At 70.6% G+C, this 26971-nt stretch carries 19 protein-coding genes and 1 pseudogene; 12 read left to right on the top strand and 8 right to left on the bottom strand.

Going from position 1 to position 26971, the window contains the following annotated elements:
* Positions 1 to 90 precede the first annotated feature (90 nt).
* From ACZ6AQ_RS17020 to ACZ6AQ_RS17010, 3 genes are all read left to right on the top strand, one after another.
* Positions 91 to 1803: a VWA domain-containing protein gene (locus ACZ6AQ_RS17020; protein ID WP_468760497.1), complete on the top strand. Its 1713-nt coding sequence runs from the start codon at positions 91 to 93 to the stop codon at positions 1801 to 1803.
* A gap of 200 nt (positions 1804 to 2003) precedes the next feature.
* Positions 2004 to 2438, top strand: coding sequence for a HEPN domain-containing protein (locus tag ACZ6AQ_RS17015; RefSeq protein WP_468760496.1), 435 nt, complete (start codon positions 2004 to 2006; stop codon positions 2436 to 2438).
* Positions 2435 to 5077, top strand: coding sequence for a P-loop ATPase, Sll1717 family (locus ACZ6AQ_RS17010; protein ID WP_468760495.1), 2643 nt, complete (start codon positions 2435 to 2437; stop codon positions 5075 to 5077). The genes ACZ6AQ_RS17015 and ACZ6AQ_RS17010 overlap by 4 nt, the downstream gene beginning before the upstream one ends.
* Before the next feature lie 81 nt (positions 5078 to 5158).
* Here ACZ6AQ_RS17010 and ACZ6AQ_RS17005 read toward each other — a convergent pair whose 3' ends face one another.
* Together ACZ6AQ_RS17005 and ACZ6AQ_RS17000 are read right to left on the bottom strand one after the other, a co-directional pair.
* Positions 5159 to 6196, bottom strand: coding sequence for a sensor histidine kinase (locus tag ACZ6AQ_RS17005; protein ID WP_468760725.1), 1038 nt, complete (start codon positions 6194 to 6196; stop codon positions 5159 to 5161).
* Between the two features lie 92 nt (positions 6197 to 6288).
* Positions 6289 to 6941 (bottom strand): annotated as a pseudogene (locus ACZ6AQ_RS17000) (response regulator transcription factor).
* A gap of 178 nt (positions 6942 to 7119) precedes the next feature.
* Between ACZ6AQ_RS17000 and metG the strand changes: the two are divergent.
* On the top strand, positions 7120 to 8727 hold the full coding sequence (gene metG, locus ACZ6AQ_RS16995) for a methionine--tRNA ligase (RefSeq protein ID WP_468760494.1): 1608 nt from the start codon (positions 7120 to 7122) through the stop codon (positions 8725 to 8727).
* Positions 8728 to 8801: 74 nt separating this feature from the next.
* Here metG and ACZ6AQ_RS16990 read toward each other — a convergent pair whose 3' ends face one another.
* On the bottom strand, positions 8802 to 9140 hold the full coding sequence (locus ACZ6AQ_RS16990; protein ID WP_468760493.1) for a DoxX family protein: 339 nt from the start codon (positions 9138 to 9140) through the stop codon (positions 8802 to 8804).
* A 194-nt stretch (positions 9141 to 9334) separates the two neighbouring features.
* Positions 9335 to 10174: a helix-turn-helix domain-containing protein gene (locus ACZ6AQ_RS16985; RefSeq protein WP_468760492.1), complete on the bottom strand. Its 840-nt coding sequence runs from the start codon at positions 10172 to 10174 to the stop codon at positions 9335 to 9337.
* 157 nt (positions 10175 to 10331) lie between these two features.
* Between ACZ6AQ_RS16985 and ACZ6AQ_RS16980 the strand changes: the two genes are divergently transcribed.
* The 7 genes from ACZ6AQ_RS16980 to ACZ6AQ_RS16950 all read left to right on the top strand — a co-directional run bounded on the left by ACZ6AQ_RS16980 (position 10332) and on the right by ACZ6AQ_RS16950 (position 19601).
* Positions 10332 to 10763 carry an ATP-binding protein gene (locus ACZ6AQ_RS16980; RefSeq protein ID WP_468760491.1) on the top strand — a complete coding sequence of 144 codons (432 nt, stop codon included), beginning with the start codon at positions 10332 to 10334 and terminating at the stop codon, positions 10761 to 10763.
* A 322-nt stretch (positions 10764 to 11085) separates the two neighbouring features.
* Positions 11086 to 12090, top strand: coding sequence for a helix-turn-helix domain-containing protein (locus tag ACZ6AQ_RS16975; protein WP_468760490.1), 1005 nt, complete (start codon positions 11086 to 11088; stop codon positions 12088 to 12090).
* A 7-nt stretch (positions 12091 to 12097) separates the two neighbouring features.
* Positions 12098 to 13006 carry an RpnC/YadD family protein gene (locus ACZ6AQ_RS16970; RefSeq protein WP_468760489.1) on the top strand — a complete coding sequence of 303 codons (909 nt, stop codon included), beginning with the start codon at positions 12098 to 12100 and terminating at the stop codon, positions 13004 to 13006.
* Positions 13007 to 13385: 379 nt separating this feature from the next.
* Positions 13386 to 13853 carry an SseB family protein gene (locus ACZ6AQ_RS16965; protein ID WP_468760488.1) on the top strand — a complete coding sequence of 156 codons (468 nt, stop codon included), beginning with the start codon at positions 13386 to 13388 and terminating at the stop codon, positions 13851 to 13853.
* Positions 13850 to 14497 carry a hypothetical protein gene (locus ACZ6AQ_RS16960; protein WP_468760487.1) on the top strand — a complete coding sequence of 216 codons (648 nt, stop codon included), beginning with the start codon at positions 13850 to 13852 and terminating at the stop codon, positions 14495 to 14497. Before ACZ6AQ_RS16965 ends, ACZ6AQ_RS16960 begins: the two co-directional genes overlap by 4 nt.
* Positions 14497 to 19146, top strand: coding sequence for a putative T7SS-secreted protein (locus ACZ6AQ_RS16955; protein ID WP_468760486.1), 4650 nt, complete (start codon positions 14497 to 14499; stop codon positions 19144 to 19146). Before ACZ6AQ_RS16960 ends, ACZ6AQ_RS16955 begins: the two co-directional genes overlap by 1 nt.
* Before the next feature lie 11 nt (positions 19147 to 19157).
* Positions 19158 to 19601, top strand: a complete 444-nt coding sequence (locus ACZ6AQ_RS16950) for a hypothetical protein (RefSeq protein WP_468760485.1) — start codon at positions 19158 to 19160, stop codon at positions 19599 to 19601.
* Between the two features lie 85 nt (positions 19602 to 19686).
* On the opposite strand, the gene aspS is transcribed toward ACZ6AQ_RS16950, so the two are convergent.
* Complete coding sequence (gene aspS, locus ACZ6AQ_RS16945; protein WP_468760484.1) at positions 19687 to 21510, bottom strand: aspartate--tRNA ligase; 1824 nt, start codon at positions 21508 to 21510, stop codon at positions 19687 to 19689.
* Between the two features lie 146 nt (positions 21511 to 21656).
* Here aspS and ACZ6AQ_RS16940 point away from each other — a divergent pair, with 146 nt between their 5' ends.
* Positions 21657 to 23783 (top strand): ATP-binding SpoIIE family protein phosphatase, encoded by a 2127-nt coding sequence (locus ACZ6AQ_RS16940; RefSeq protein WP_468760483.1) that lies wholly within the window; start codon positions 21657 to 21659, stop codon positions 23781 to 23783.
* A 130-nt stretch (positions 23784 to 23913) separates the two neighbouring features.
* Here ACZ6AQ_RS16940 and ACZ6AQ_RS16935 read toward each other — a convergent pair whose 3' ends face one another.
* The 3 genes from ACZ6AQ_RS16935 to ACZ6AQ_RS16925 form a co-directional block, all read right to left on the bottom strand.
* A complete protein-coding gene (locus tag ACZ6AQ_RS16935) occupies positions 23914 to 24978 on the bottom strand; it encodes an AI-2E family transporter (protein WP_468760482.1) in 1065 nt (354 codons plus the stop codon).
* 196 nt (positions 24979 to 25174) lie between these two features.
* Positions 25175 to 26137, bottom strand: a complete 963-nt coding sequence (locus tag ACZ6AQ_RS16930; RefSeq protein WP_388694963.1) for a pirin family protein — start codon at positions 26135 to 26137, stop codon at positions 25175 to 25177.
* A 148-nt stretch (positions 26138 to 26285) separates the two neighbouring features.
* The gene (locus ACZ6AQ_RS16925) at positions 26286 to 26771 is read right to left on the bottom strand and encodes an SseB family protein (protein ID WP_388694965.1); all 486 of its coding nucleotides are present in this window, start codon (positions 26769 to 26771) and stop codon (positions 26286 to 26288) included.
* Positions 26772 to 26971 lie beyond the last annotated feature (200 nt).

The following is a 26971-nucleotide window of genomic DNA, read 5'->3' as shown; positions in this document are numbered from 1 at the left end:
CGTATCCGCCCTGGCCAGGGATGAAGGTCCCGAAACACGCCCGGTACGGACATTCACACCGCACCCCCACTCATGCGAAAGGGTTCGCCCATGGGTATTCGGAGCATGCTGCGCAAGGTGTTCGGCCGGGACCGCGAGGACTCCCCGGCAACCTCCGTCCCGTCCCAGTCGCGTGAGACGCCGGAGGCGGTGGAGGCGCCGGTGACGCCGGTTCCGGCGGTTCCGCCGGTTCCGGCGGTTCCGCCGGTTCCGGCGGAGGCGTCGGTTCCGACGGAGGCGTCGGTGGCCTCGGGGACGACGACGGAGACGGCGACGGCGACGGCCGTGTCCGGGGAGGCGCCGGGTACGCCGGAGGCGCCGGTCACCGGCGGGGCCGCGGAGGCGCCGGGCGCCCCGGAGACGTCGATCGCTCCGGAGGAACCGGAGACGGCGGTCCGCCGGGCGGCGGACGACCTGGTGGCGGCGTCCTTCGACAACCCGCAGGTGCCCAGGGCGAGGACGGCGGAGCCGGAGCCGGTCACGGTCCCGGAGGCGGTTACGGAAACGGAGCCGGTCACGGCCCCGGAGACGGCCGTTGAGCCGGTCACGGAGCCGGAGGCGGTTACGGAAACGGACCCGGTCACGGCCCCGGAGACGGAGCCGGTCGCGGTCACGGAGCCGGCCGCTGAGCCGGAGCCGGTCGCGGTCGTGGTCCCGGAGCCGGCCGTTGAGCCGGTCACGGTCCCGGAGCCGGTCGCGGAGGAGGTCGCCGCCGAGGCGGAGACGCCCGCCGTGGAGGCGGCGGACACCGCCGTCTCGGTCGCGGCCGAAGCGGCGGCGCGGGAGGCGGACGGTGCCGCCGACCCGGGAACGGAGACCCCGGCCGCCCCCGCCCCGGTGGAACCGGAGACGCCCGTGGCAGACGCCCCGGAGACCCCCGAAGCACCGGAAGCCCCGGAGCAGGAGGTCCGACCGGATGAGGCCCCGACGGTTCCGGAGGCCGTCCCGGCCACCGCCCCGGAGGTCGCCGCTCCCGCCCCGGCCGAGCACGAGCCCGTCGTGACCGAGCACGAGCCCGTCGTGACCCCCGCGCCGGAGGCCGCCGTCATCCCCCTGCCCGAGGCCGTCACGGAGCCGTCCGCGGTCGTCCCGGCCCCGGCCGCCCCCGCCCTCTCCCTCGCCCGGGTCAAGGCCGTCGCCCCCCACCTCGTGGACGCCTACAAGGCCGCCGGGGCCGCGCTCAGGAAGCAGGGACTCGCCGGCGCACGGGCGGACGTGTACCTGGTGGTCGACCGGTCCGGTTCGATGCGCGGGTACTTCAGGGACGGGTCCGTGCAGCGGCTCGCGGAGCAGACGGTGGCGCTCGCGGCGCACCTCGACGCCGACGCGAAGGTCACCACCGTGTTCTTCTCCACGGACATCGACGGCACCGCCGAGCTGACCCCCGCCACGCTCACCCCCACCCGGGTGGAGGAGATCAACGGCACCCTCGGCCGCCTGGGTCGCACCCACTACCACCGCGCCGTGGAGGAGGTCCTGGCCCTGCACGCGAAGGCCGACCCCGCCCGCCCGGCGCTCGTCGTCTTCCAGACGGACGGCGCGCCGGACGCGAGGACGGCCGCCACGCAGGCGCTCGCCGGGGCGGCCGACCGCCCGCTGCACTGGCGGTTCGTGGCCTGGGGCGACGAGGACAACAAGGCGTTCGACTACCTCCGGAAGCTCGGCGGGACGCCCCGTACCGCCGCGTACTTCCAGGGCACGGACCCCGCCGGGACCGAGCACGCCGCCTTCTACCGGGGACTGCTCGCCGGCCTGGAACTCTGACAGCAGTCATCCACCGACCTGACGAACATCTCGATGACAAATCCCAGTGCAACGGCTCAGCGTGTGCTTCCCCCCAGCCGTCATATCTGTTCTGCGCTCGTGTAGTTACGGCGCGGTTCCGAACGCCGTCGCGGGCAGGAAATCCTATGGCCTGCCCGCGACTCCCACCGCCGCCCTAGAGTGGTGGTGGACGGCACCAAATGGGGGGTATCGGCTTGTACGAGGATCCGCGCACATCTCAGGACTGGGAGGACGTAGCCCTGGAGCGCAGGGCGGATGCGATGGAGCTGCACCGTGCCGGCCGCCATCTTGCATGCCTGTACTACCTGGGATTCACCGCCGAGTGCTTCGCCAAGGCCCTGTGCGCGGCACAAGGGCGCCCTGCACCACGTGGCCATGACATTCTGGCGCTCATGGTCCAGGCGGGGTTCAGCCCTGCGGTACTGGCCAAAGAGGTTCGGGAATTCCTTATGGATCGCGACGTCGGTCTGCGCTACCAGACGGCTCTGCCAGAAGATGTCAAGATCGAGGACGAAATCGAGGCGGCCAAACGCTTTGTGAGCTGGTGCACAATGCAGTTGCGACGTCGCCATCGAACGCGGGGCGCTGGAGCGCGCAGGAGGAAAACGTCATGACACAGCCGGATGACGACATCAACCTCGTAGGAGCGAAGCTCAAGAGCGTGCTGGGGGAGCATGTTCGTGTTTCCGCCGACCCCTTCAGCGGCATGAGGGTCGCAGCGGTATCGGAACAATTCGTCGGTCTGACGCCACGAGCACGTCGTGAGAGAGTCCAGAGTCTGGCGCCGGACACGGACTTCGTCCGGTACGAGCTGTGGACCCCCGACGAGGCGGAGTTCATGGACCTGGGCGAGCTGGGCGACTCGCCTGTGCAAGCCGAGTTGCCGCTGTGGCCGGAGGCTCTGGCAAGCGGGCGGGCAGAAGAGATCACCGTCCGCTTCCCTTCGGAAAACTACGGCACTCTCTCATCCCCTGTGGTCTCGACCTTCTACTCGCTGCGAGGTGGTGTCGGACGGTCCACTTCGCTGGCCCATGCCGCGCGGATCATCTCAGGGCAGGGTCTTACCGTGCTCTGCATCGACATGGACCTTGAGGCTCCCGGTCTGGCGTCACTGTTCGACGTGGAAGAAAGCGTCACGGAGAACATGGGCGTGGTGCCTCTGCTGGCAGCCGCGGAGATGAGCGGTGAAATCGGCGCTCTCGACGAGCATGTAATTCGAGTTGCCGAGGACGTCAGCCTTTTCCTGCTTCCGGCCGGACGCCCGGGAGCGGAGTACGCTCGGCTACTGTCCCATCTCGACCCCTCCGCCTGGTACGGAGAAGACGAAATCAATCCTCTTCGCCTACTGGTGGAGGCAGTGTCCGACTTCGCCGAACGACCGGATGTTGTCCTCATTGATTCCCGGACCGGAATCAGCCCTCTGGCCGCCCCTCTCTTGTTCGACGTTTCCGATATCAACGTGGTGGCCTTCTACCCGCACCCTCAAGCAAAAGCCGGAACCCGAGCACTCACCCGCGCCTTGCTCGCCGCGAAATCTCGTCGGTCGACCGAAGAGAACCCCTGCACCCCAGAGGTCCGTTTCATCGCCTCGCCGGTCCCGGCCACTCCGGAAGTACGCGAGCTCTACTCCGAACGCGCCCAGGACTGGATCACAGAGTGGCTTTCCGTAGCACGAAACAGTGCGGGAGGGCCGGCCTTCGAAGCACTCGAAGAGGTCGTCCAAGTCATCGGCTACCAGGAGAACCTGGCTGCCTCAGACTCTGTGATGCGCGTCCAGAGTTCGGACGACTTCACCGTGGTGGCCGATTGGATCACCGGACTCGTAGAGCCAAAAAATGCACTCGGGGCACCGGAGGACTCAGCTCCGGAGCCCACCAAGGCCGAGGTGCTGGCTTCGCTCCAATTCGCCGGAGAGACCGCCGAGAACCAAGAGATCGAGGAGCTGCAGAACACTTTCCTGAGCACTGCAGATGTAGATCGCGCGCTCGCGCCGAACACCATGCTTGTGATCGGACGCAAGGGAACAGGAAAAACAGCGCTCTTCCGTAAACTGGCTGGCGAATCGACGTCTGTGGTCGTCACCAGCCCACCGGGGCTCGACACCCATCGAAGCTGGACTCCAGACGCAAACGTCTACGCCTTGATGGAAAGGGAGCTCCAGGAAAGAGGGCTGGAGTGGCGCCAGGGGTGGCCGGCCCTCATCTGCCTCGCTCTTCGCCAGCACCTGAAGAGCATTCCTCTGCCTGATTGGGCCCCCTCCTCTGTCGGGCCGGCACAGGGAGACGGAAGATACCTCAAGACAGACCTCCTCAAAGATTTGAAGGATCTGCTCTCGAATCCACAGGCTCCACTTCTGGTGGACCAGTGGCTCTTGGACATCGACAGCTCCCTCGGTACGAGTCACACCTTGCTCTTCGACGCTCTCGACACCGGGTTCGGCAACACCGCCGACAACCGGAGGCGTCGAAACGACGGTGTGGCGGGGCTCCTCACCGCCATCGGAACACTCGGCCCACAGATGAAAAAGCTGAAGTTCAAGGTGCTTCTGCGTGAGGACATTTGGCGCGAGGTGAGTATGCCGAACAAGTCTCATCTCAGCGCCCGAGCCGCCCGTCTGAGCTGGTCGAACAAGACAGACTACCTGCGCATTGCCATCAAGCAGGCATGGCGTTCGGAGGAGTTTCGAAAACTGGTGACGGCCCGTCTGAACAAGGCGAACTTCCATCTGGAGAAAACTGAAGTCGAGTACTGGCCAGAGGACTTCGTCCGCAACGCATGGGTGATCCTCGCAAGCGAACGCATCTCCGGTGGGCGCACCGCATACACGGACAACTGGGTCTGGTCTCGGTTGGCCGATGCGAACGGCGATCACGCGCCGAGGGCTCTGGCTCAGTTGATGACGGCCGCCGTCGAGTTGGAGAGGGGATTCGAAGCGGGCAATCGCTACTCACGCTCCATCATTCGACCTCGAGCTTTGGTCGAATCACTTGACAAGGTCAGCGTCCCAGCCTTGGACGCCCTCGAGAAGGACGAATTCCCGGAACTCGCGCCGGTGTTCAAGCGCCTTCGGGAAATCAGCTCTACGCCTTTCGCCGCGGAGCAGCTGGAGGAAACTTCGCCTGACCTCGTCAGGCTCGCCCGAGATGTGGGGCTGCTGGAGGAAGTCTCCGGACCTCGCGACAAGGCTGAGCGATACCGCGTTCCTGAGCTCTATCGAAAGGCCCTCAACATGACGCGGAAGGGTCAGGCATGAACGGAGCAAAGAAAGCCGCTCGCCAGGGCGTCGAGATCTTGACCTGAGCCGAGCCCGTCGTGGTGACGGTGGCCGTCCGGGTCAGGTGCTGACCGGCAGGCTCACCGTCACCACGAGCCCGCCGCCCTCGGCCGCGCTCCGGGCGGTCGCCGTCGCGCTCCCCCCGTGGGCGACGGCGATCGACCGGACGATGGAGAGCCCGAGCCCGGCGCCGGGCCCCATCCGGTCCCGTCCCTCACCCCGCCGGAAGGGTTCGAAGAGGGCTTCGACCTCGTCCGGGGGAATCACGGGACCGGTGTTGACGACGGTCAGGACGCCCCTGTCCACCCGTACGCCGACCGTGCCGCCGGGGACGTTGTACGCGACCGCGTTCGCGACGAGGTTCCGCACGAGCTGCCCGAGCAGCACCCGGCTCCCCCGGACGACGCCGCTCCCGTCCTCCACCACGACGTTCTCGCACTCCTCCGCGACGACCTCGGCCAGGGGGACGTCCTCCTTCTCCGCGAGGCCCCGCTCGCCGCGGGCGAGGAGGAGCAGGCCGTCGAGCAGGCGTTCGCTGTGCCGGTTGGTGTCGAGGAGGATCCGCCGCACGTCGTCGTCCCCGTCCGGGCCGACCTGGAGGGCGGCGCGCTGCGTGGCGAGCGGGGTGCGCAGCTCGTGGGAGGCGTTGGCGATGAAACGGCGCTGGCTGTCGAAGGCCGTCTCCAGGCGTCCGAGCAGCGCGTCGATCGTGTCGCCCAGCTCCTTCAGCTCGTCGTCGGGCCCGCGCACCGCGAGCCGCTGGTGCAGGTTCCGCTCGGAGAGGCGGCGGGCGCGGGCGGTCATCTCGTGCACGGGCCGCAGGACGCGCCCGGCGGTCCACCACCCGACGACGACGGCACAGCAGGCCGTGACGAGCAGGGCCAGGCAGGACCACATGAGCATCTGTTCGGCCGCCGCCCGGCCGATGTCGTCGCCGAGCCGGTACGCCTCCACCCCGCCGGCGCCGTCCGCGCGGGAGACGATCGCGTCGGTCGCCCAGGCGGTCCCCGCGAGGACGAGCAGGTTGACGACGAGGAGGAGGACGGCGCCGAGGACGAGGAAGGCGCCGCCGTAGACGAGGGCGATCCGGGTCCTGATGGTGGACCCGGAGCCGAGGTAGGGGTCCCGGACGCCGGGACCGGAGTGGTCCTCCCGGTCGCCGGGAGCACCCGGGGAGCCGCCGGACGGGCTCACAGCCGGTATCCCACGCCCTGGACGGTGCCGATCAGCGGGGGCTCCCCCAGCTTGGCCCGCAGCTTGCTCATGCAGACGCGCACGGCTCCGGTGAAGGGGTCGGCGTGGGCGTCCCAGGCGCGTTCGAGCAGTTCCTCGGCGGAGACGACCGCGCCGTCGGCCTCCAGGAGGATCTGGAGCACGGAGAACTCCTTCGGGAGAGGCCGAGGTCGCGCCCGTCGCGGGTGGCGGTCCGCCGGACGGTGTCCAGCCGCAGCCCGCCCCGTTCGAGGAGCGGCGGCAGGGGGCGGGCGGAGCGGCGGCGCAGGGCGCGGACCCGGGAGACCAGCTCGGGGAACTCGAAGGGCTTGCCGAGGTAGTCGTCGGCGCCCAGGTCGAGCCCCTCCACGCGGTCCTCGACGGCGGTGGCGGCGGTCAGCATCAGGATGCGGGTGCGGGAGCCGTCCGCGACGAGCCGCCGGGCGACCTCGTCGCCGTGGACGCGGGGCAGGTCGCGGTCGAGGACGAGGACGTCGTACGCGTACAGGCCGAGCCGTTCCAGGGCGTCCTCGCCGTCGTGGACGGTGTCGACGGCGAAACCGGCCCGCCGCAGGCCGGTGGCGACGAGCCCCGCGAGGACCCGCTCGTCCTCCGCCACCAGTACGCGCATGTCCTCCATCTTCCCCGGGCCGTCCCGGCGCCCGGACCCGGCCCCCGGCTCCCTTCCCCCGCGCCCGGCCCCGGCTCCCGGCTCCCTTCCCCCACGCCCGGCCCCGGCCCCCGTCCCCCGGCCCGGTGCCGGTTTAAGGATGTGAGTGGATCTTCACGGGGCCGTTAGGATTTCGGCCATGGCGGCCACTGGAACCGAGAAGCGGGGGACGAAGGCGTTCTACGTCACGACCCCCATCTACTACGTCAACGACGCTCCTCACCTGGGCCACGCCTACACGACCGTCGCAGGCGACGTGCTCACGCGCTGGCACCGTCAGCGCGGCGAGAAGGTGTGGTACCTCACCGGCACGGACGAGCACGGTCAGAAGATCATGCGCACGGCCGAGGCGAACGACGTGACGCCCCAGGCATGGTGCGACAAGCTCGTGGAGGAGGCGTGGAAGCCCCTCTGGGAGCACCTGAACATCGCGAACGACGACTTCATCCGCACCACGCAGAAGCGTCACACCGACCGCGTCCAGGAGTTCGTGCAGGACCTGTACGACAAGGACGAGATCTACAAGGGCGGCTACGAGGGCCCGTACTGCGTGGGCTGCGAGGAGTACAAGCTCCCCGGCGACCTGATCGAGGCGGAGGACGGCACGAAGCTGTGCCCCGTCCACAAGAAGCCGGTGGAGATCCTCAAGGAGGAGAACTACTTCTTCAAGCTGAGCGCGTACGGCCCGAAGCTCCTGGAGTTCTACGAGGCGAACCCGGGCTTCATCCAGCCCGAGTCGGCCCGCAACGAGGTCGTGAACTTCGTCCGGCAGGGCCTTGAGGACCTCTCCATCTCGCGCTCGACGTTCGACTGGGGCGTCCCGGTGCCGTGGGACGAGAAGCACGTCATCTACGTGTGGATCGACGCGCTCCTGAACTACGCGACGGCCGTCGGCTACGGCGCCGACCAGGCGAAGTTCGACGCGACCTTCCCGGCGGACGTGCACCTCATCGGCAAGGACATCCTGCGGTTCCACGCGGTGATCTGGCCGGCGATGCTGATGGCGCAGGGCCTGCCGGTCCCCGGCCGGATCGCGGCCAACGGCTGGCTGATGGTCGGCGGCGAGAAGATGTCGAAGTCGAACCTGACCGGCATCAAGCCGCAGGACCTGACCTCGCACTTCGGCGTGGACGCGTACCGCTGGTACTTCCTGCGGGCGATCGCCTTCGGCCAGGACGGCTCGTTCTCGTGGGAGGACTTCACCGCCCGGTACACGAGCGAGCTGGCGAACGACTACGGCAACCTGGCGTCCCGCGTGGCGGCCATGGTCGGCAAGTACTTCGGCGGCGCGCTGCCGGCGTCGGCGGCCGACGGCGACGCGGAGAAGGCCGTCCACGACGGCCTGGCGAAGGCCGTCGCGACGGCCGACGCGAAGATCGGCGAGGAACTGGACTTCCAGGCCGGCATCCTGGCGATCTTCGACTTCGTGAAGCAGGTCAACGGCTACATCACGGAGCAGGAGCCGTGGAAGGTCGCCAAGGACGAGTCGGAGGAGGGCCGCGCCCGCCTCGCCACGATCCTCTACACGGCCGCCGAGTCCCTGCGCGCGGTCGCGGTCCTGCTCAACCCGATCATGCCGGAGACGTCCCAGGCCCTCTGGGACTCCCTGGGCGCCGAGGCGTCCCTGGGCGCCCTGGCCGACCAGCCGGTGCGGTCCTCCGCCACGTGGGGGCAGCTCCCGGCGGGCGCGACGGTGACGAAGGGCGCGGTGCTGTTCCCGCGCCTGGAGGACCCGAAGAAGGACTGACGCCTCCGCGTCCGTGGACGAAGGCCGCCGCACCCGTACGCACGGGGCGGCGGCCTTCGCCGTGCGCACGCGCCTCACACCAGGGCGAGGACGGCCGCGGCGGGCGCCATGTAGACCAGCGGGAAGGGCACGTAGCCGTACGCGCGGGCCCGCAGGACCGTGACCACGGCCCCGGCGAAGTACAGGACGAGCCCGATCGCGGCCAGGACCCCGACGACCGGTACGGCGTACCCGACGAGCAGGCCCACGGCCCCGGCGAGCTTGGCGGCCCCGAGCGGGTTCCACCAGCTCCGGGGCACCCCGTACGCGGCGAGCGGCCCGACGACGAACCCGGCCCTCACGAGGACCGCGACCCCGGAGAACCCGGCCATGAACGCGGCGACGGCGGTGACGACGGTGGCGGTGGTGGACATGGCGGGCTCCTTCGTTGTCCCCGGCGCCCGCCCCGGCCGGGGCGGACACCTCACTGACGGAGCCCGGAGGGGAAGTGTGACCGTCCCCGGGAAATTTCTTCAGACGCCGGCCGCGTACGCCACGAACCCGGCCCACGCGCCGGGCCCGACCGCGAGCCGGGGCCTTCCACGACCGGGCGGAGACGCGCTGGGCATCACGTCTCTTTCAGCAATCGGTACAGGGCGTCGACGGTCGCCCCGGGAGTGAGTGCCTGAGTCCGGAGAATGCCGTAGCGCAGCTCCAGGAGACGGAGCCGCCGCAGGTCGGTCATCGGCCTTCCGCCGGACACGTCGGACGACCGCCCGATCGCCGTACCGTCCTCGAACTTCATCACTTCGACCAGCGACAGGCCCACGTGTTCCACCTGGCCCAGTGGCATCACCTGGATTTCGACGTGGCGCAACTCGGCCACTTCCAGAAGGTGTTCGATCTGGCGCCGCAAGACGGACCGGCCGCCCAGTGGACGGCGGAGCGTGCATTCCTCCAGGACGAAACTGATCTCGGGCGCGGGATCACGTTCGAACACCGCTTTGCGTGCCACACGCGCCGCCGTGTAGTGCTCCACCTCGTCCTGCGTATACACCGGGCGCCGCATCAGGAACAGGCCGCGCGCGTACTCGGGTGTCTGGAGCAGGCCGTGCACGTTGAGCGGGTCGTAGAGCTGCATCTCCACCGCCCGGGCCTCCAGCTTCGCCAAGGCCCGCTCCCTCTTCGGGTAGCCGACCTTGGCCACGTCCTCCTTCATCGCCGAGACGAGCCCGTTCGCCCCCAGCACCTCGTCGGCCTTGTCCAGGAACTCGGGACGGGGAATCCGCTTCCCGCCCTCGATCTTGTAGATCATGTCCTCGCCGTAACCGACCGCACGGGCGAACTCGGCGGCCCGTACCCCCACCGCCTGACGCCGCAACCTCAGCTGCCGCCCCACGGCTTTGACGACTGCGATCCCCCGCTCATCGTCCTGATCGACCTCCCAGGTGACTTCCCTCGCCGCCATGTCGCTCTCCTCCGCCTGCTCCCGTCCAACTGCGCCCGCTTCCACCCGTGACGCGGTTCGGACAGGTCCGGACAGCGGTGGACAAGCTCCGGACAGTCACCCTACGTACCGGTGGAGTGACTGTTCACGGTAGCCAGGGGCGGCCACGCTCGGTGACGTGAACCAGAAGAACACCACCCAAGCCCCCTCCCCCGCCCGCGACTTCGGCCTCCTGCTGTCGTCCACGCCGCGCGGCGCCCGGCTCGCCCGGCTGCTCGCCGCCGAGTGGTTGCGGGACCTCGAACTGCCGTACGGCATGGCCGAGAACACCACACAGGTCGTCGCCGAACTCGCGGCGAACGCGGTCACCCACGGCCGGGTCGGGGGACGGGACTTCCGTCTCGTGATCCGGCTTTCGGCCGGGATGCTCCGGGTCGAGGTGACGGACACCCGGGCCGACGCCCCGCCCCGCCTCCGGCCGCCCTCGCCGGACGGGGTCGGCGGGCGCGGGCTGCTCCTGGTCGAGGCGCTGGCCGACCGGTGGGGCGTCGCCCCCGGCCCCGTACCGCAGAAGACCGTATGGGCCGAACTCACTCTCCCCCATCCCTGACCTGCGCGTACGGCCCGGCCACCGGGTCCCGGGAAAGCGGGTTCCGGCGGGGCGGGCGGTCCCCTCAAGGAACAACGGGAGAGAAAGGAACCCCACCGAACCCCACCCCTCCTCCCGCACGCCGGGCCCCGCGCACGCACACGGAAACTCACTCACTCGCGCGGGTGAAAAGCGCCAACAGCGCTGGCTTTGGGAGGGGTTGCCTGATCTACGCTCAGCGCGTCCGGCATATGACAGCCGGCCTCAGACATGCGTCGGCCCTCGCCGGGAGTGGAGTCCCAAAGGCGAGGGCCTGACCACCAAGGAAGGTACAAGCTTCCCGATGGGTACTCAGGAGATTAGCGCGCCCACGTGCGCTCCGTCCCGCAACGGCTGGAAGAAGTCCGCCGCGTGCCGCGGTGGCGTCATCCACGAGAGCGTCCGCCACACCACCCGCTTCACGGTGATCGGCAATCACCTCGCCCAGCACGGCGCCCTGTCGTTGGTCGCCATCGGACTCGGCGTGCACATCCAGTCGCTCCCCGACGGCACCCCCGTCGGCATCAAGGACCTCGCCGCGCGCTTCCCGGAGGGGGCCACCCGGATCGCCGGCGCCCTGCGCGAGCTGGAGGTCCACGGCTACCTGCGCCGGACCCGGGAACGCACGCGGGAAGGACACATCGTCACCCGCACGGTGTTCTGCAACCGGCCGGGCCGGACCCGCACCCCGGCGAAGCCGAAGCCCCGGCCCTCCGCCCAGCGGCGGACCGCGCCGGAACCCCAGCGGGGGCCCGCTCCCCGGGAGGACGCGCCCGAGACCCGGCACCCCGCCCACCGCGAGGGCACCCCGGCCCCTCGGCACTCCACCCACCGCGAGGACGCCCAGGCCCTCCGGCATCCCGCCCACCGCGAGGACGGGAAACCGCGCCGCACCGCCCTGCCCGCCGTGCCGCAGCCGGTGTACGCCGCCCCCGACCTGCTCCGGACCGCCCTCGGGGTCCTCTCGGGCCTCCGCCGCACCGACCCCCGGCTCCTGATCTCCGCCACGGACGCCGAACACCTCCTCCCGGGCGTCGCCGCCTGGCTGGAGCGGGACCTCACCCCCGAGGACGTCCACCGCGCCCTGACCACCGCCCTGCCCCCGGAACCCCTGCGCCGCCCGGCCGCCCTCCTGGCCCACCGCCTGACGGCCCGGCTGCCACCCCTGCCGCCGTTCGCCCCCGGGCGCCCGGAGGCCCCCAGACACCCCCTCCAGAACTGCGACGTCTGCGACCGCGCCCACCGCGCCCCCGAACCCGGAACCTGCGGCGCCTGCCGCACCCGACCGGCTCCGGCCCCACACCCCTAGGAACCCCGTGGTCAACCCACCGCACGAAGCGATGCACCACATCTTCCGGCACGACCTCCACCTCTTCAGCCGTCTGAAGGACGTGCTGGGACTTCCCCTCCCGGACGCCGTCGAGGCGGTCGTCCTGCCCAACGACCTCACCGAGACACGGCCGGTCGAGCGCCGCGTCGACACCCTCCTGCGGCTCGACAGCGCCCAGGACGGCTCCCTCCTCCTCGCCATCGAGGCGCAGGGCAGGAAGGACCCGACCAAGCCGGCGAGCTGGGCGTACTACGTCTCCTACCTGTGGACGAAGTACGGGCTGCCCACCGTCCTGCTGGTGGTCTGCCAGGACCGGGCCACGGCGGAATGGGCTGCCCGGCCGGTCGCCGGCGGCCCCGCCTACATGCCCACCCTCGAAATCCGGCCGATCGTCGTGGGCCCGCACAACATGCCCGTCATCACCGACCCGGCCAAAGCCGCCGAGGACCTGGCACTGGCCACCCTGTCGGCCGTCACGCACGCGGGCGATCCGGACATCGGTGCCATACTGAAGGCACTGTCCACCGCACTGCGGGACGTTCCCGAGAACGTCGCCGACCCGATCATCGAATTCACCGCACAAGGGCTGAGCAAGCGCCCGGCCCAGGACCTCTGGAGGACTCTGGTGGCCGTGGACCTCTCCTTCTACACGTCGTACCTCGCCGAAGAGATCCGGGACGAAGGCCGGGCCGAGGGCAAGGCCGAGGGCAAGGCCGAAGGACGCGCCCAGGCGGCTGCCGACGCCATACTGCTGGTCCTGGAGCAGCGCGGCCTCGACGTGTCCGACGAGGTACGCGCCCGCGTCACCGGCTGCGACGACCCCGAGACGCTGCGCGGCTGGCTGGCCCGCGCCGTCACGGCCGCCTCGGCCGAAGAGGTCTTCACGGAGAAGTAGTCCCGGCGGGCGGACGACCGCCGGAGCACCGGCCTCCCCCACCCCACCACGGCGCGTCCGCCCCTCCTGATCCGGCTCCGTCCGTCCTTCCTTTCCGCGACTACGAACCCTTCCTGCTCCCCGATAGCCGTGGAATCGGCTACGGGCCCTCGCCGTCGGCGGTGTGCAGCGCGGCGGTCTCTCCGCCGGGACCAGGACCCGAAGGGGCGGGGCATCACCGGTCGCCGACGTGACGAGATCACTCCTTTGTTCGTTGCTCGTGTGAAGGGACGCGTGACAGCATGCGGGCGTGGAGGACAACGGGGACGACATGCCGAAGCCTCGGCGGGTTTCGAGGCTGACGGAGCTGGCTCACCTTACGGTTCCGCCCGCGACGCCGATGCCGGTCGTGCCGGCGTCGGCCCCTGCGGAACAGAGGGGGCCGGACGCCGCGATCGCGAAGGCTCGCCGTGAGTTTGCGCGTTTGCTGGGGGAGTTCCGGCGTACTGCCGTCCTGGTGCCGCTCGACGAGCGGGAGAGCCTGTGGACCGCCGATGTCAACGGGGTCCGGTGGATCTGCGCCTTCTCGGACGAGGAGGCGCTGACCCGGTTCGCGGCGGCGCGCGGGGACGCGGAGCGCGAGTGGGCGTACCGGACGGTCCTGGGCGCGCGGCTGCTCGACGTGATGGTGCCGATGCTGCCCGGGCCGGGCGGGGTCGCGCTGGACGCGGGCAGCGCGGACGGGATGCTCTTCCCGCCGGTGGCGGGGATCGTCCCGGACGAGGTGGCGGTGGACCTCGGAGAAGCCGGGACGGAGACCGCCACGCTCCCGGACACGGGCGCGCGTACGGATACGGGGACGCGATGAGTGGCAACGAACCCGAACTCGCGGCGTCGGCGGAGGCGCTGGCGGCGATCTCGAAGGGCATCGACCTGGCGCACACCGAGCTGAAGGAGCTCGGCATGATCGGTGAGGCGTCGGCGGGCCGGGGCTTCTCCGACCTCGCCCTCTCGGGGTTGGAGCTGGGCCACGATGGCCTGGCCTCGGAGTTCGGGACCTTCTGCGAACGGTGGGAGTGGGGCGTACGCGCGCTGACCATGCGGGGCAACGCCTTCGCCCAGGGGGTCGGCCTGTCCGCGGGCTCGTTCGCGGAGCAGGAGCAGTACGTCAAGGACTCGTTCAAGATCGGGGTGAACGCGCTCAACGGCAACCCGCACCTGTCCGAGGACGACGTCAAGAAGATGCGCTGGGAGACCGTGCGCGACCAGCACACGTGGGACGACGCGGACTGGAGTCCGGGCTCGTTCGTCGGGGCCCGTGACGAGATCGAACAGACCTGGAAGAACACGGGCTACGACGTGATGGACGCCCAGCTGGACTCGATGGAGCGTTCCGGGCTGATCGAGCCGGCGGAGCGTGACAGCGTGGACGAACGGCTCAAGGAGGACCTCGGCCCGGACCGGGCGACGGTCGAGCAGGCCGAACAACCGCGGTGGGGGGAGAACCGCTGATGCCGGACTGGGGGGAACTGCTCGACAAGGGCGTCGACAAGTTCGGCGACGGCATCGACAAGGGCAAGGAGCTCGCCGGCAAGGGCGTCGACTTCGCGACCGGCCAGACCGGTCGGCTCCTGGACGGGGCGGGCGCGCACGACTGGGCGGAAAAGGTCGAGGACTGGGGCGACGAGACCGCTTCCTCACTCGGCGCGCACGTCGGGGAGAAGCAGCTCGGGCAGACCGAGGAGGCGGACGAACTCGTCCACGGCAAGCCGGAGAAGATCGCCGCGACGGTGAAGAACCTGCGGGACTTCCAGCGCGCGTTCGACCTGGTCGGCGACGGGATGAAGAAGCTGGACGCCAGCCACTGGAGGGGCGAGGCCGCCGACGCGTTCCGGAAGAAGTTCCAGCCCCTGCCGACCGAGTGGCTCCGTGCGGCGGACGCGATGGAGAACGCGGCCAAGGCGCTGGAGACGTACGCCGGAACGGTCGTCAGTGCCCAGGGGAAGGCCCGTGAGGCGATCGCTCTGTACAAGGAGGGCGACAAGGAATCCGAGGAGGCCGAGAACAGCCACCGGAAGAAGACCGAGGCGTACAGGGCGGCCCTCGGCGGAGACAGCCCGCTCCCCGACCCCGGGCCCTGCCCCGACCCCGGCGAGGCCAAGCGGCGGCGTGCCCGGGAGATCCTGGACGACGCGCGCAGGGTGCGCGACGAGGCCGGGGAGACCGCGAAGGCGGCGGTCCGCGCCGCGCTCGCCCACGCGCCGAAGGAGCCCTCCGGCCGCGACCGGGTCAAGCTGGAGCTGACGGACCACTTCCTGGGGCAGGGCATCGAACTGGCGCACTTCGGCGGCGGCGTCATCAAGGGCGGGGCCGGCCTGGTCAACTTCGTCCGCTCGGTGAACCCGACGGACCCGTACAACCTGACCCACCCGGCGGAGTACTACAAGGGCGTCCACATGACGCTCGCCGGCCTGGTCTCCTCTGCGGCGAACCCGGACCGGGCGTTGAAGAACGCCTGGGACTCGGCGAAGGGCGACCCCTCGGAGTTCCTCGGCCGTCTGGTGCCGGAGCTGATCGGGACGAAGGGAACGGGGCTGGCGCGCGGCGGGGCACGGCTCGGGCTGAACGGTGCGAAACACCTCCCCGAGCCGAGGAAACCGGGTGGCGGCCGCGGAGACCACGAGAAGAACCCGGACAACCGGAGCAACAAGTGCCGTGAGAACGTGTGCGACGGCGACCCGGTGGACATGGCGTCCGGCCGCGTCCTGCTGCCGCAGACGGACATCGCCCTGCCCGGCTCGCTGCCGCTGGTCTTCCGGCGCGTCTTCGATTCCTCGCACCGCTCCGGCCGCTGGTTCGGCCCCACGTGGTCGTCGACGCTGGACCAGCGTCTGGAGATCGACGCGGAGGGCGTCGTCTTCAGCTGCGACGAGGGCAGCCTCCTCGCCTACCCGCACCCGGCCCCCGGGGTCCCGGTCGTACCCACGCACGGGCGGCGGTGGCCGCTGGACCGGGCCGGGGACGGCTACACGATCACCGATCCCGACACCGGCACGGTCCGGCACTTCGCCGACCACGGCGACGGGCTCGCCCTCCTGGTCCAGATCGACGACCGCAACGGGAACCGGATCACCTTCGAGTACGACGAGACGGGCGCCCCGGAGTCGATCGTCCACCACGGCGGTTACCACCTGAAGCTGACCACGGATGCGGGCCGCGTGACCGCCCTCCACCTCGCGGGCGCGGCACCGGACGGCTCCGACCAGGAGATCCTGCGCTACGGCTACACCGACGGGCACCTCACCGAGGTCGTCAACTCCTCCGGACGGCCCCTGCGCTTCGGCTGCGACGAACACGGCCGCATCACGTCGTGGACCGACACCAACGGCAGCCGCTTCGACTACGTCTACGACGAGCAGGACCGCTGCGCCTACCAAACCGGGGCCAACGGCCGCCTCGAATCCCGCTTCGCCTGGGACGGCACCGGCCCCGAGACCGGTCTCAGGACGACGTCCATCACCGACGGGCTCGGACACACCAAGCGGTTCGTCGTCGACGGGCGCTCCAGGGTCGTCGCCGAGATCGACCCCCTGGGCGCGGTCACCCGCTTCGGGTACGACCGGCTGGGCCGCCTGCTGTCCCGGACGGACCCGCTGGGGCACATCAGCCGTTCCACCTACGACGAGCGGGGCCGCCCGTCGTCCGTGGAACGCCCGGACGGACGACTGGCACGGGCCGAGTACGACGGGAACGGCTTCCCGGTACGGATCGTCGGCACCGACGGCAACGCCGTACGCCAGACCTTCGACGAGCGCGGCAACCGCACGTCGGTGACGGCACCTTCGGGCGCCCGGACGGAGTTCGCGTACGACGGAGCGGGCCGGCTCGTCTCGGTGACGGACCCGCTCGGCGCCACCACCCGGCTCGTTCCGGACGCCCGGGGCCTGCCCGTCGAGGTCACCGACCCACTGGGGGCCACGACCCGGTACGCGTACGACGCCTTCGGGCGGGCGGTCCGGATCACCGATCCCCTGGGCGCGGTCACGCGCCTGGAGTGGACGGTCGAGGGCTTGCCGTCCCGGCGCGTCGCACCCGACGGGACGGTGGAGTCCTGGACGTACAACGGCGAGGGCAACTGCCTGAGCCACACGGACGCGACGGGCGGCACGACTCGCTTCACGTACACCGACTTCGACCTGCTGACTTCCCGTACGGACCCGGACGGGACACGGTACGAGTTCACGCACGACACGAGCCTGCGGCTGACGCGGGTGACGAACCCGCAGGGCCTGACCTGGGACTACGTCTACGACCCGGCGGGCCGGACCCTGTCCGAGACGGACTTCGACGGCCGGACGCTGAGCTACGCGTACGACGCGGCGGGCCGGCTGGTGGCGCGTACGAACGGTCTCGGCCAGAGGGTGCGCTTCGAGCGTGACCCGCTCGGCCGTATCGTCCGCAAGGACGCCGAGGGGACGGTCAGTACGTACGAGTACGACGTCTTCGACGAGCTGGCGGTGGCGACGAACCCGGACGCGCGCCTCGAATGTCTGCGGGACCGCTACGGCCAGCTGGTGTCCGAGACGGTCAACGGTCGGACGCTGTCGTACGCGTACGACGCGGTGGGCCGGCGGGTGGGGAGGACGACGCCGGGTGGTTCGGTCAGCACGTGGGCGTACGACGCGGCGGGGCGCAGGACGAGCCTCACGGCGTCCGGGCGCGAACTGTCCTTTTCCTACGACGTGCTGGGGCGCGAGGTGGAGCGCTCGGTCGCGGACTTCGTGTCGCTGACGTCGTCGTACGACGTGATGAGCCGGCTGACGGCACAGGAGGTCACGTCGGCCCGGGACGGCGGCCGTCTCCGGCACCGCGCGTACGACTACCGCCCGGACGGCGGACTGGTCGCCGTCACGGACGGGCTCTTGGGCACGCGCCGCTTCGACCTCGACGGGGCGGGGCGGGTCACGGCGGTGCGGGCGGACCGGTGGACGGAGCGGTACGCGTACGACGAGGCCGGCAACCAGACGGAGGCGGACTGGCCGTCGGGGCACCCGGCGCACTCGGCGACGGGCCCGCGCGCGTACGAGGGCACGCGGATCACCCGCGCGGGGGCGGTCCGCTACGAGCACGACGGGCAGGGCCGGATCGTCCTGCGCCGGAGAACCCGCGTGTCCCGGAAGCCGGACACCTGGCAGTACGCGTGGGATGCGGAGGACCGGCTGACGTCGGTGACGACGCCGGACGGCACGGTCTGGAGCTACGCGTACGACCCGTTGGGCCGCCGCGTGTCCAAGCGGTCCGCTTCGGAGGCGGTCCACTTCACGTGGGACGGCACGACCCTCTGCGAGCAGACGACCGAGAACGTGGTCCTGACCTGGGACCACGCGGGCCTGCGGCCCCTGACCCAGACAGAACGCCGTACGGACACGGACGACGAGCGCTTCTTCGCCGTCGTCACCGACCTGATCGGCACCCCGACGGAACTCGTCGACGAGTCGGGCGCCCTGGCCTGGCGCACCCGCTCCACCCTCTGGGGCACGACGACCTGGAACCGCGACGCCACGGCGTACACCCCGCTCCGCTTCCCGGGCCAGTACTTCGATCCGGAATCGGGGCTGCACTACAACTACTTCCGGTACTACGACCCGGATACCGCTCGCTACCTCTCTGCGGACCCCTTGGGCCTCGCCCCCGCCCCCAATCCGGCGACCTACATCCACAATCCACACACGTGGAGCGACCCTCTGGGTCTGGGGCCGTGCCCGCCCAGAGGTGAACACTCGAACCCGTTCGATACCCGCGAGGAGGCCAGGCGAGCTGCCTACGAACTGGCGGGCATCAAAACCGGTGAGGCAGAGTTCTGGGCCGAATGGGAGGTTGGACCTGACATTACAAGAAAGCATAGTCCGGGGTACGTGCACTCTTCAACGAATACACATTGGGGCACCTTCCGGCAATATGAGACACCTCAGGGGTCACGTGTAGTGGTGGAACACACGGGCGATCCGGCCGGACCCCACTTCCATGCAGGCAAACCCAAGGGTGATCCCGATCGCACATTCGTGAATTTCGGTTGGGATAATGCCAATTACAGGGAAATGGAACGGTACGCAAAGATCAACAAACTAGAGGGAGACCACCATCTTTTCTACAAACAATGAACCTCTCACCCATGACTGAGCCAACGAGGGATGCCTGGTTGAACCGTATGACCGTCACCGGACTGAGAATCTCGGGTGATCCCGCGCCCGTCGATGCTCCCTCTGTCCGCGAGGCGATGCAGAGCGTGTCCAATTGGGAGGTCCAGCCTGTCGCAAAGGTCCCCTTGAACCGACCGGAAGCCCTCCGGGAGGTCGACCGGCAGTGGTACCTCCAGGCCACTCAAAACGGACTGTTCGACGATGAGAACTTCTTCCTTCTGAGCATTTCTGGACCCGGCTCGTCCACCTTCGGCTGGGCTGTGGTGAAGTGGATTCCCGGCGCGGAACTGGCCCCGCGGCTTGCTCGGGGCGAAGAGGGCCTGGATTTCCTTGCGATGTCACTGGACGGAAAGGTGGTCTGTGCCGTGACCGAAGAAGAATACGACTACTGGATCGTCGTTCAGCACCTTCGGTAGAAGGGAGGCGGACGGCGGCGACCGGAACGCGCCAAGGGCCCGGAACCTGTCCGAGGTTCCGGGCCCTTGGCACGAGCGGGTGGTGCTACCGCGCCGCGTCCGGGTGGACCGCGTCCGTCACCGGGCGGTCCTCCGTCTTCGCGGACGGCTTCTCGACCGGCTTGCGCAGCTGGATGTTCAGTTCGCGCAGGCGGGCCTCCTCCAGCTCCGTGGGGGCGCCCATCATGAGGTCCTGGGCGTTGCCGTTGAGCGGGAAGGCGATGGTCTCGCGGATGTTGGGCTCGTCCGCGAGGAGCATGACGATGCGGTCCACGCCCGGGGCGATGCCGCCGTGCGGCGGGGCGCCGAACTGGAAGGCGCGGAGCATGCCCGCGAACTCGGTCTCGACGGTCTCCTTCGAGTAGCCCGCGATCTCGAACGCCTTGAACATGATCTCGGGCTCGTGGTTCCGGATCGCGCCCGAGGACAGCTCGATGCCGTTGCAGACGATGTCGTACTGCCAGCCGAGGACGTCCAGCGGGTCCTGGGTCTCCAGGGCCTCCAGGCCGCCCTGCGGCATCGAGAACGGGTTGTGCGAGAAGTCGATCTTCCCGGTCTCCTCGTCCTTCTCGTACATCGGGAAGTCCACGATCCACGCGAAGCGGAAGACGTTCTCCTCGAACTGGCCGGCGCGCTTGGCGGCCTCGACCCGGACCGGGCCCATGATCCTGGAGACCTCGTCGAACTCGCCGGCGCCGAAGAAGACGGCGTGGCCGGGCTTCAGGCCCAGGCGCTCGGTGAGGACCGCGACGTCGTCCTCGGTGAGGAACTTGGCGATGGGGCCGGTCAGGGCGTTGCCCTCGCCGACGCGGACCCAGGCCAGGCCCTTGGCGCCGAGGGAGACGGCGTAGTCGCCGAGGGAGTCGAAGAACTTGCGCGGCTGGTCGCCGGTGTCCGGGACGGCCAGGGCGCGGACGTGCTTGCCCGCGAACGCCTTGAAGCCGGAGTCCGCGAAGACGTCGGTGAGGTCGACGAGCTCCAGGGAGGTGCGCAGGTCGGGCTTGTCGTTGCCGTACTTCAGCATCGACTCGCGGAACGGGATGCGCGGGAACGGCGAGGTGACGTGGCGGCCGCCGCCGAACTCCTCGAACAGCTCGGTCATGAGCTTCTCGATCGGCTGGAAGACGTCCTCCTGCTCGACGAAGCTCATCTCGACGTCGAGCTGGTAGAACTCGCCCGGCGAGCGGTCGGCGCGGGCGTCCTCGTCGCGGAAGCAGGGCGCGATCTGGAAGTACCGGTCGAAGCCGGAGATCATCAGGAGCTGCTTGAACTGCTGCGGGGCCTGCGGCAGCGCGTAGAACTTGCCCGGGTTCAGGCGGGACGGGACGACGAAGTCACGGGCGCCCTCGGGGGAGGTCGCGGTGAGGATCGGGGTCGCCATCTCGTTGAAGCCGAGGGCCACCATCTTGGAGCGGATCGACGCGATGACCGCCGAGCGCAGCATGATGTTGCGGTGCATGCGCTCGCGGCGCAGGTCGAGGAAGCGGTACTCCAGGCGCCGCTCCTCGTTGACGCCGTCGTCGGCGTTGATGGTGAAGGGGATCTGCTGGGCGGCGCCGAGGACCTCGACCTCCGCGACCTCGACCTCGACCTCGCCGGTGGGCAGCTCGGCGTTGACGTTCTCCGCGCCGCGCGAGACGACCTTGCCGTCGACCCGGACGACCGACTCCTTGGTCAGCTTGTCGAGCGCGTCGTACGCGGCGGTGCCGGGGCGGGCGACGAGCTGGGTGATGCCGTAGTGGTCGCGCAGATCGATGAAGAGGATGCCGCCCAGGTCGCGCCGATTGTGCAGCCAGCCGCTCAGCCGGACGTCGGTGCCGACGTCAGAGGCGCGGAGCTCGCCGCAGGTGTGGGACCTGTACCGATGCATCGTCGTTCATCCAGTCTTCGGGATTCGGTGGAAACCTTGACGGCTTCAAGGACAGCGTCAAGGTTTCCAGCGTACCGGCCGGGCCATGATCGCTTTTCGAATACCGGCGGTGGCGGCCCGTGGTCACCTCTTCATAAAGTGGGGCAATGCGCACCGAGGACGTCCTGGCCGCGATCGCGACCGGTCTGTGGCGCTGGGACAACGCGTCCGGGACCGTCTCGCTCGACGCCGAGGCGGCCCGGCTGCTCGGGCTGCCCGCCGAGCCCGCGCGGCTCACCGAGGCGGCCGTACGCTCCCGGTTCCACCCCGTCGACTGGAACGAGATCGACGGCGTGGTGGGGCTCGCCGTCGCCGAGGGCACCCTCGCGGAGGCCCGGATGCGGGTGATGGACGAGCACGGCCAGGTGATCCGTACCGTGCGGAGCCGTTCCAAGCCGCTGGTCGAGGGGAACGGCTACCAGCTCGTCGGCACGCTCCAGGAGGTCGCGGAGCAGTCGCCGGGCACCGCCGCCCGCACCCCGGTCACGGGCGACTGGCGCCGCTCCCGGGAGGCGTTCCTCCTCGACGCCGGCCGGGCGCTGGCGGAGGCGCGGTCGACGGCCGAGGTCCTGCGGGTGGCCGCCTCGCTCTCCATGCCCGGCTTCTCCCCGGACGGGCTCGCCGTCTTCGGGGTCGCGGGCGACCGGCTGACGATCACCGGGCACCACGGGCAGCGGCAGGGCGACGAGGAGCCCTTCACCTCGATGTCGCTGGACACCGACTACCCGGCGGCGGAGGTGGTGCGCACGGGCCGGGCGATCTACCTGCCGGCCCCGGAGGACTACCGGAGCCGCTACCCCGCGACGTGGCCGCTCGCCCGGCGCTTCGGGCGCCGCTCCTGGGCCTTCCTGCCGCTGGTGGTCTCCGGGCGCACGATGGGGGCCTGGATGGCCGCCTTCAAGCACCCGGTGGCCTTCACGCCCGACGAGCGCTCGGTGCTCACGACGGTGGCGCGGATGCTGGCGCAGGCCCTCGCGCGGGCGGGCGTGGCCGAGTCGGAGCGCGAGCTGACGCTCGGCCTCCAGCGGACGATGATGCCGGTCCTGGGCCCGGGGGTGCCCGGCGTCCGGGTCGCCGGGCGGTACGTGCCGACCGGCGGCGGGCTCCAGGTGGGCGGCGACTGGTACGACATGATCCGGCTGCCCGGCGGCAGCTCCCGCGCGGACGGGGCCGGTACGGGACGGATCGCCCTGGTCATCGGGGACGTCCAGGGGCACGACGTGCGGGCGGCGGGCCTGATGGGGCAGCTGCGGATCGCCCTGCGCGCGTACGCCTCGGAGGGCCACCGGCCGGACGCGGTCCTCTCGCGCGCCTCGCGCTTCCTGTACGGGATCACGGGCGGGGAGGACGGGGGCGGGGAGGGCGGCCCGCGCTTCGCGACCTGTCTGTACCTGGAGGTCGATCTGGAGACGGGGGCGGTGGAGATCGCGCGGGCGGGGCATCCCGATCCGGCGGTGCGGATGAACGACGGAACGGTTCTGCTCAAGCCGACGGCCGGCGGTCTGCCGCTCGGCATCGTTCCCGACACGGACTACCCCACCACCCGGGTGACCCTGGACCCGGGCGAGATCCTGATGGTCTGCACCGACGGCCTCCTGGAGACCGGCGGGCACGATCTGGACAGCGGCTGGGAACGGGTCAGGAAGATCCTGGAGTCCCACGACGGCGAGGACCTGGAGACCCTCGCCGACACCCTCGTGGAGGCCGTCCACGGTCCCGGTTCGCACCACACCACGGGCCCGCTCGCGGACCGGCGCGAGGACGACATCGCCCTCCTGCTGCTCTCCCGCCGCCCCGCCGTCACCGTACGGGAGCCCCCGCGCCGCGCCCTGATGACGATCGCCCAGGCGGAGCCGGAACGGATCGCGGAGGCGCGGGAGCAGGTGCGGCAGCTGCTGCACGACTGGACGGACGGGGACCAGGTCGACTCGGCGGTCCTGATGGTCTCCGAGATGGTCACCAACGTCCTGGTCCACACGGACGGCGACGCGCTCCTGGTCGCGGAGGTCTCCTGCGGCGAGGATTCCCGCTGCCTGCGCGTGGAGGTCTCCGACACGAGCGACGAACCGCCCCACCGGCGCCGGCCGGGCGAGATGGCGTCGAGCGGGCGCGGCCTGCTCCTGATGGAGATGCTGGCGCACGCGTGGGGCGTCGATCCGCGGGGCGAGGGCAAGGCGATCTGGTTCGAGCTGAACGAGGCGGTTCCGGAGGAGGAGAAGGAGGGGGAGGAGTAAGGGGCTCGTCGTCGGGACCCGGAGGGGAGGCGGGTCCGGTTCCCGGAGCCGGTGGGCCCGGGAGCGGCCGGTCCGGAGCCGGTCGGTCCGGGAGCGGCCGGTCTGGGAGCGGCCGGTCCGGAGCCGTCCCTCAGGTCCCGTCCGGGCCGTGGTCCGCCCCGTACCGGTTGCGCAGCTCCCCCAGGATGCCCGTCGCGGCGGCGGTCAGGGGGACGGCGAGCAGCATGCCCAGGATGCCCGCGACGGACGCGCCCGCCGTGATCGTCAGCATCACGGCGGCCGGGTGCATGTGGACGGTCCTGCTCTGCACCACGGGCTGGAGCAGGTGCCCCTCGATGACCTGGACGGCGAGGACGACGCCGAGCGCCCACAGGGCGATGACGAAGCCCCGGTCCGCGAGGGCGACGAGGACCGCGACCGCCCCGGAGAGGAAGGCGCCGAGGTACGGGATGTAGGCGGTGACGAAGACGAGCGCCGCGAGCCCGACCGCGCCGGGCACCCGCAGGACGAGCAGCCCGACGCCGATGAGGGTCGCGTCGACCAGCGCGATGAGGGTCGTGCCCCGCATGAACCCCTGGACGGCCTCGAAGGCCCGGCGCGCCATGGCCTCGACGACGTCACCGGTCTCCCCGGGGACGAGGGAGCGCAGGGCCCCGGCGGCCCGGTCCGAGTCGCGGAGGAAGAAGAAGACGAGGAACAGGGCGAGGACGGCGGTGGCGAGGACGTGGCCGACGACGCTGATCCCGGAGAGCACCCCGGAGGCGGCGGTCCCGCCGAACTTCTTGAGGAGGGTCCCGGCGTTCCCGCCGAGGTCGTCGAGGGAGGTCCCGACCACGCCGAAGTGCCGGGAGATGTCCTGGGCGGCCCGCCGGAGCGAGGCGACGATCTGGTCGCCGGTGTCGACGAGGGCGGCGACGACGATGTACGCGGCGCCGCCGACGACCGCGAGGACGGCCAGGACGGTGAGCCCGGCGGCGAGGGACTTCTGCACCTTCATCCGCAGCAGGCGCCGGTGGAGCGGGCCGAGGAGGGCGGTGCCGAGGATCGCGAGCAGGACGGGCGTGACGGCCGTCCTGAAGGTGAAGCACAGCCAGATCGCGACGGCGGCGACCCCGGTGACGAGCAGCAGGACGGCGCACCAGGCGGCGGTCCGGCGGGCGGGTTCGGGAAGGAGCGGTCCGGTGGTCGTCTGCACCCGACCACCGGACCACGCCCCCCGGCGCGCCGTCGCGCGCTGACGGCCCGTACGGGTGAGGGGGCGTCAGTACCGGCCGCGCGGCCCCGGGACGTCGTACCGGCCGCGCGGACCCGGGGCGGCCGTACGGGTCCGGGACAGCCGTACGGGACCGGGGCGCGCGTCCCGGTCCCGTACGGCCTCCGTTCCCGCGTTCCTACTCGCCCATCCCGTGCACCGCCGGGACCGTGCCGAGGCGGCCCGCCTGGAAGTCCTCGAACGCCTGGCGCAGTTCGGCCTGGGTGTTCATGACGAACGGGCCGTAGTGGGCCATCGGCTCGCGGATCGGGCGACCGCCGAGGAGGACGACCTCCAGGTCCGGGGTGTTGCCGTCCTGCTTCTCGTCGGCGCGCACGGTGAGGGTGCCGCCCTTGCCGAAGACGGCGGTCTGGCCGGTGTGGACCGGGCGCCGTTCGGCACCGGCGGAGCCGCGTCCGGCGAGCACGTACGCGAGGCCGTTGAAGTCCTCGCGCCAGGGGAGGGTGATCTCGGCGCCGGGGCGCAGGGTGGCGTGGATCATCCTGATCGGGGTGTGGGTGACGCCGGGGCCCTCGTGGCCGTCCAGCTCGCCCGCGATGACGCGGAGCAGGGCGCCGCCGTCGGGAGAGGTGAGCAGCTGGACCTGGCCGCCGCGGATGTCCTGGTAGCGGGGGGCCATCATCTTGTCCTTGGCCGGCAGGTTCACCCAGAGCTGGAGGCCGTGGAAGAGCCCGCCGCTGACGACCAGGGACTCCGGCGGGGCCTCGATGTGGAGGAGGCCGGCGCCGGCGGTCATCCACTGGGTGTCGCCGTTGGTGATGGTGCCGCCGCCGCCCTGGGAGTCCTGGTGGTCGAAGGTCCCGTCGATGATGTAGGTGACGGTCTCGAAGCCGCGGTGCGGGTGCCAGGGGGTTCCCTTGGGCTCGCCGGGCGCGTACTCCACCTCACCCATCTGGTCCATCATGATGAACGGGTCGAGGTACTGGTGGTTGATCCCCGCGAAGGCCCGGCGGACCGGGAAGCCCTCTCCCTCGAAGCCGGAGGGGGCCGTGGTCACGGCGAGCACGGGGCGGGCCGGGGCGTCGGCGGGGGCGGCGACGCGCGGCAGGGTGAGCGGGTTCTCGACAGTCACGGCGGGCATGGCGGGACCTCCTTGGGGGACCTTGCGCGTCCACTTTAGTTGAACAGTGAACTTCTTGCCACCGGGAACGCGGAACGCCCGGGAGGAATTCCTCCCGGGCGCCCTCCGCGCGGACCGCCCGCGCCGGCCGTACGGCCTTCCGGCCGCGTCAGCCGTACATCCGCCGCATCGCGAAGTCGACCATCTGCTCCACGGCCTTCGCGTCGAAGACCATGCGGTGGTCGCCCTCCATGTCGAGGACGAAGCCGTAGCCGGTCGGCAGCAGGTCGATCACCTCGGCCCCGGTGATCACGAAGTACTTCGACTCCTTGCCCGCGTACCGCCGCAGCTCCTTGAGGGACGTGAACATGGGGATGACCGGGTGCTGGGTGTTGTGCAGGGCCAGGAAACCCGGGTTGTCGCCGCGCGGGCAGTAGACCTTGGAGGTCGCGAAGATCTGCTGGAAGTCCTCGGCCGCCAGGGTCCCGGTGGTGAAGGCGCGCACCGCGTCCGCGAGGGAGGGGGGCGAGGGCTCGGGGTAGAGCGGGGCCTGGTGCCCGTACCCCTGCGCACCGCCCTCCATACCGCCCTGCTGCGGCGGGATGTACTGCTGCTGGGCGGTACCACCGTCTGCGTGCTGGCCGTATCCGTACATGGCCCCAGCCTAGCGAGCGACGGCGCCGCGCCGGGGCCCCGCGGCCCCGGCCGCCAGGCCGGGTGGGGCCGGTGGGGCGCCGGGGGCCCGCGGGGCGGGAGGTGCGGGCGAGGCGCGTCACAGATGCCCGCCAGGGGTTGCCCTTATTACCGACGGGTAGCATCATCGGAGAGAGCTTTTTGCTACTCGCTGGTACGTGT

The sequence above is a fragment of the Streptomyces sp. NPDC041191 genome (genome assembly GCF_055591945.1).
Note: the sequence above shows the minus strand (reverse complement) of the source record. Positions and strands in the feature narration are given on the sequence as shown.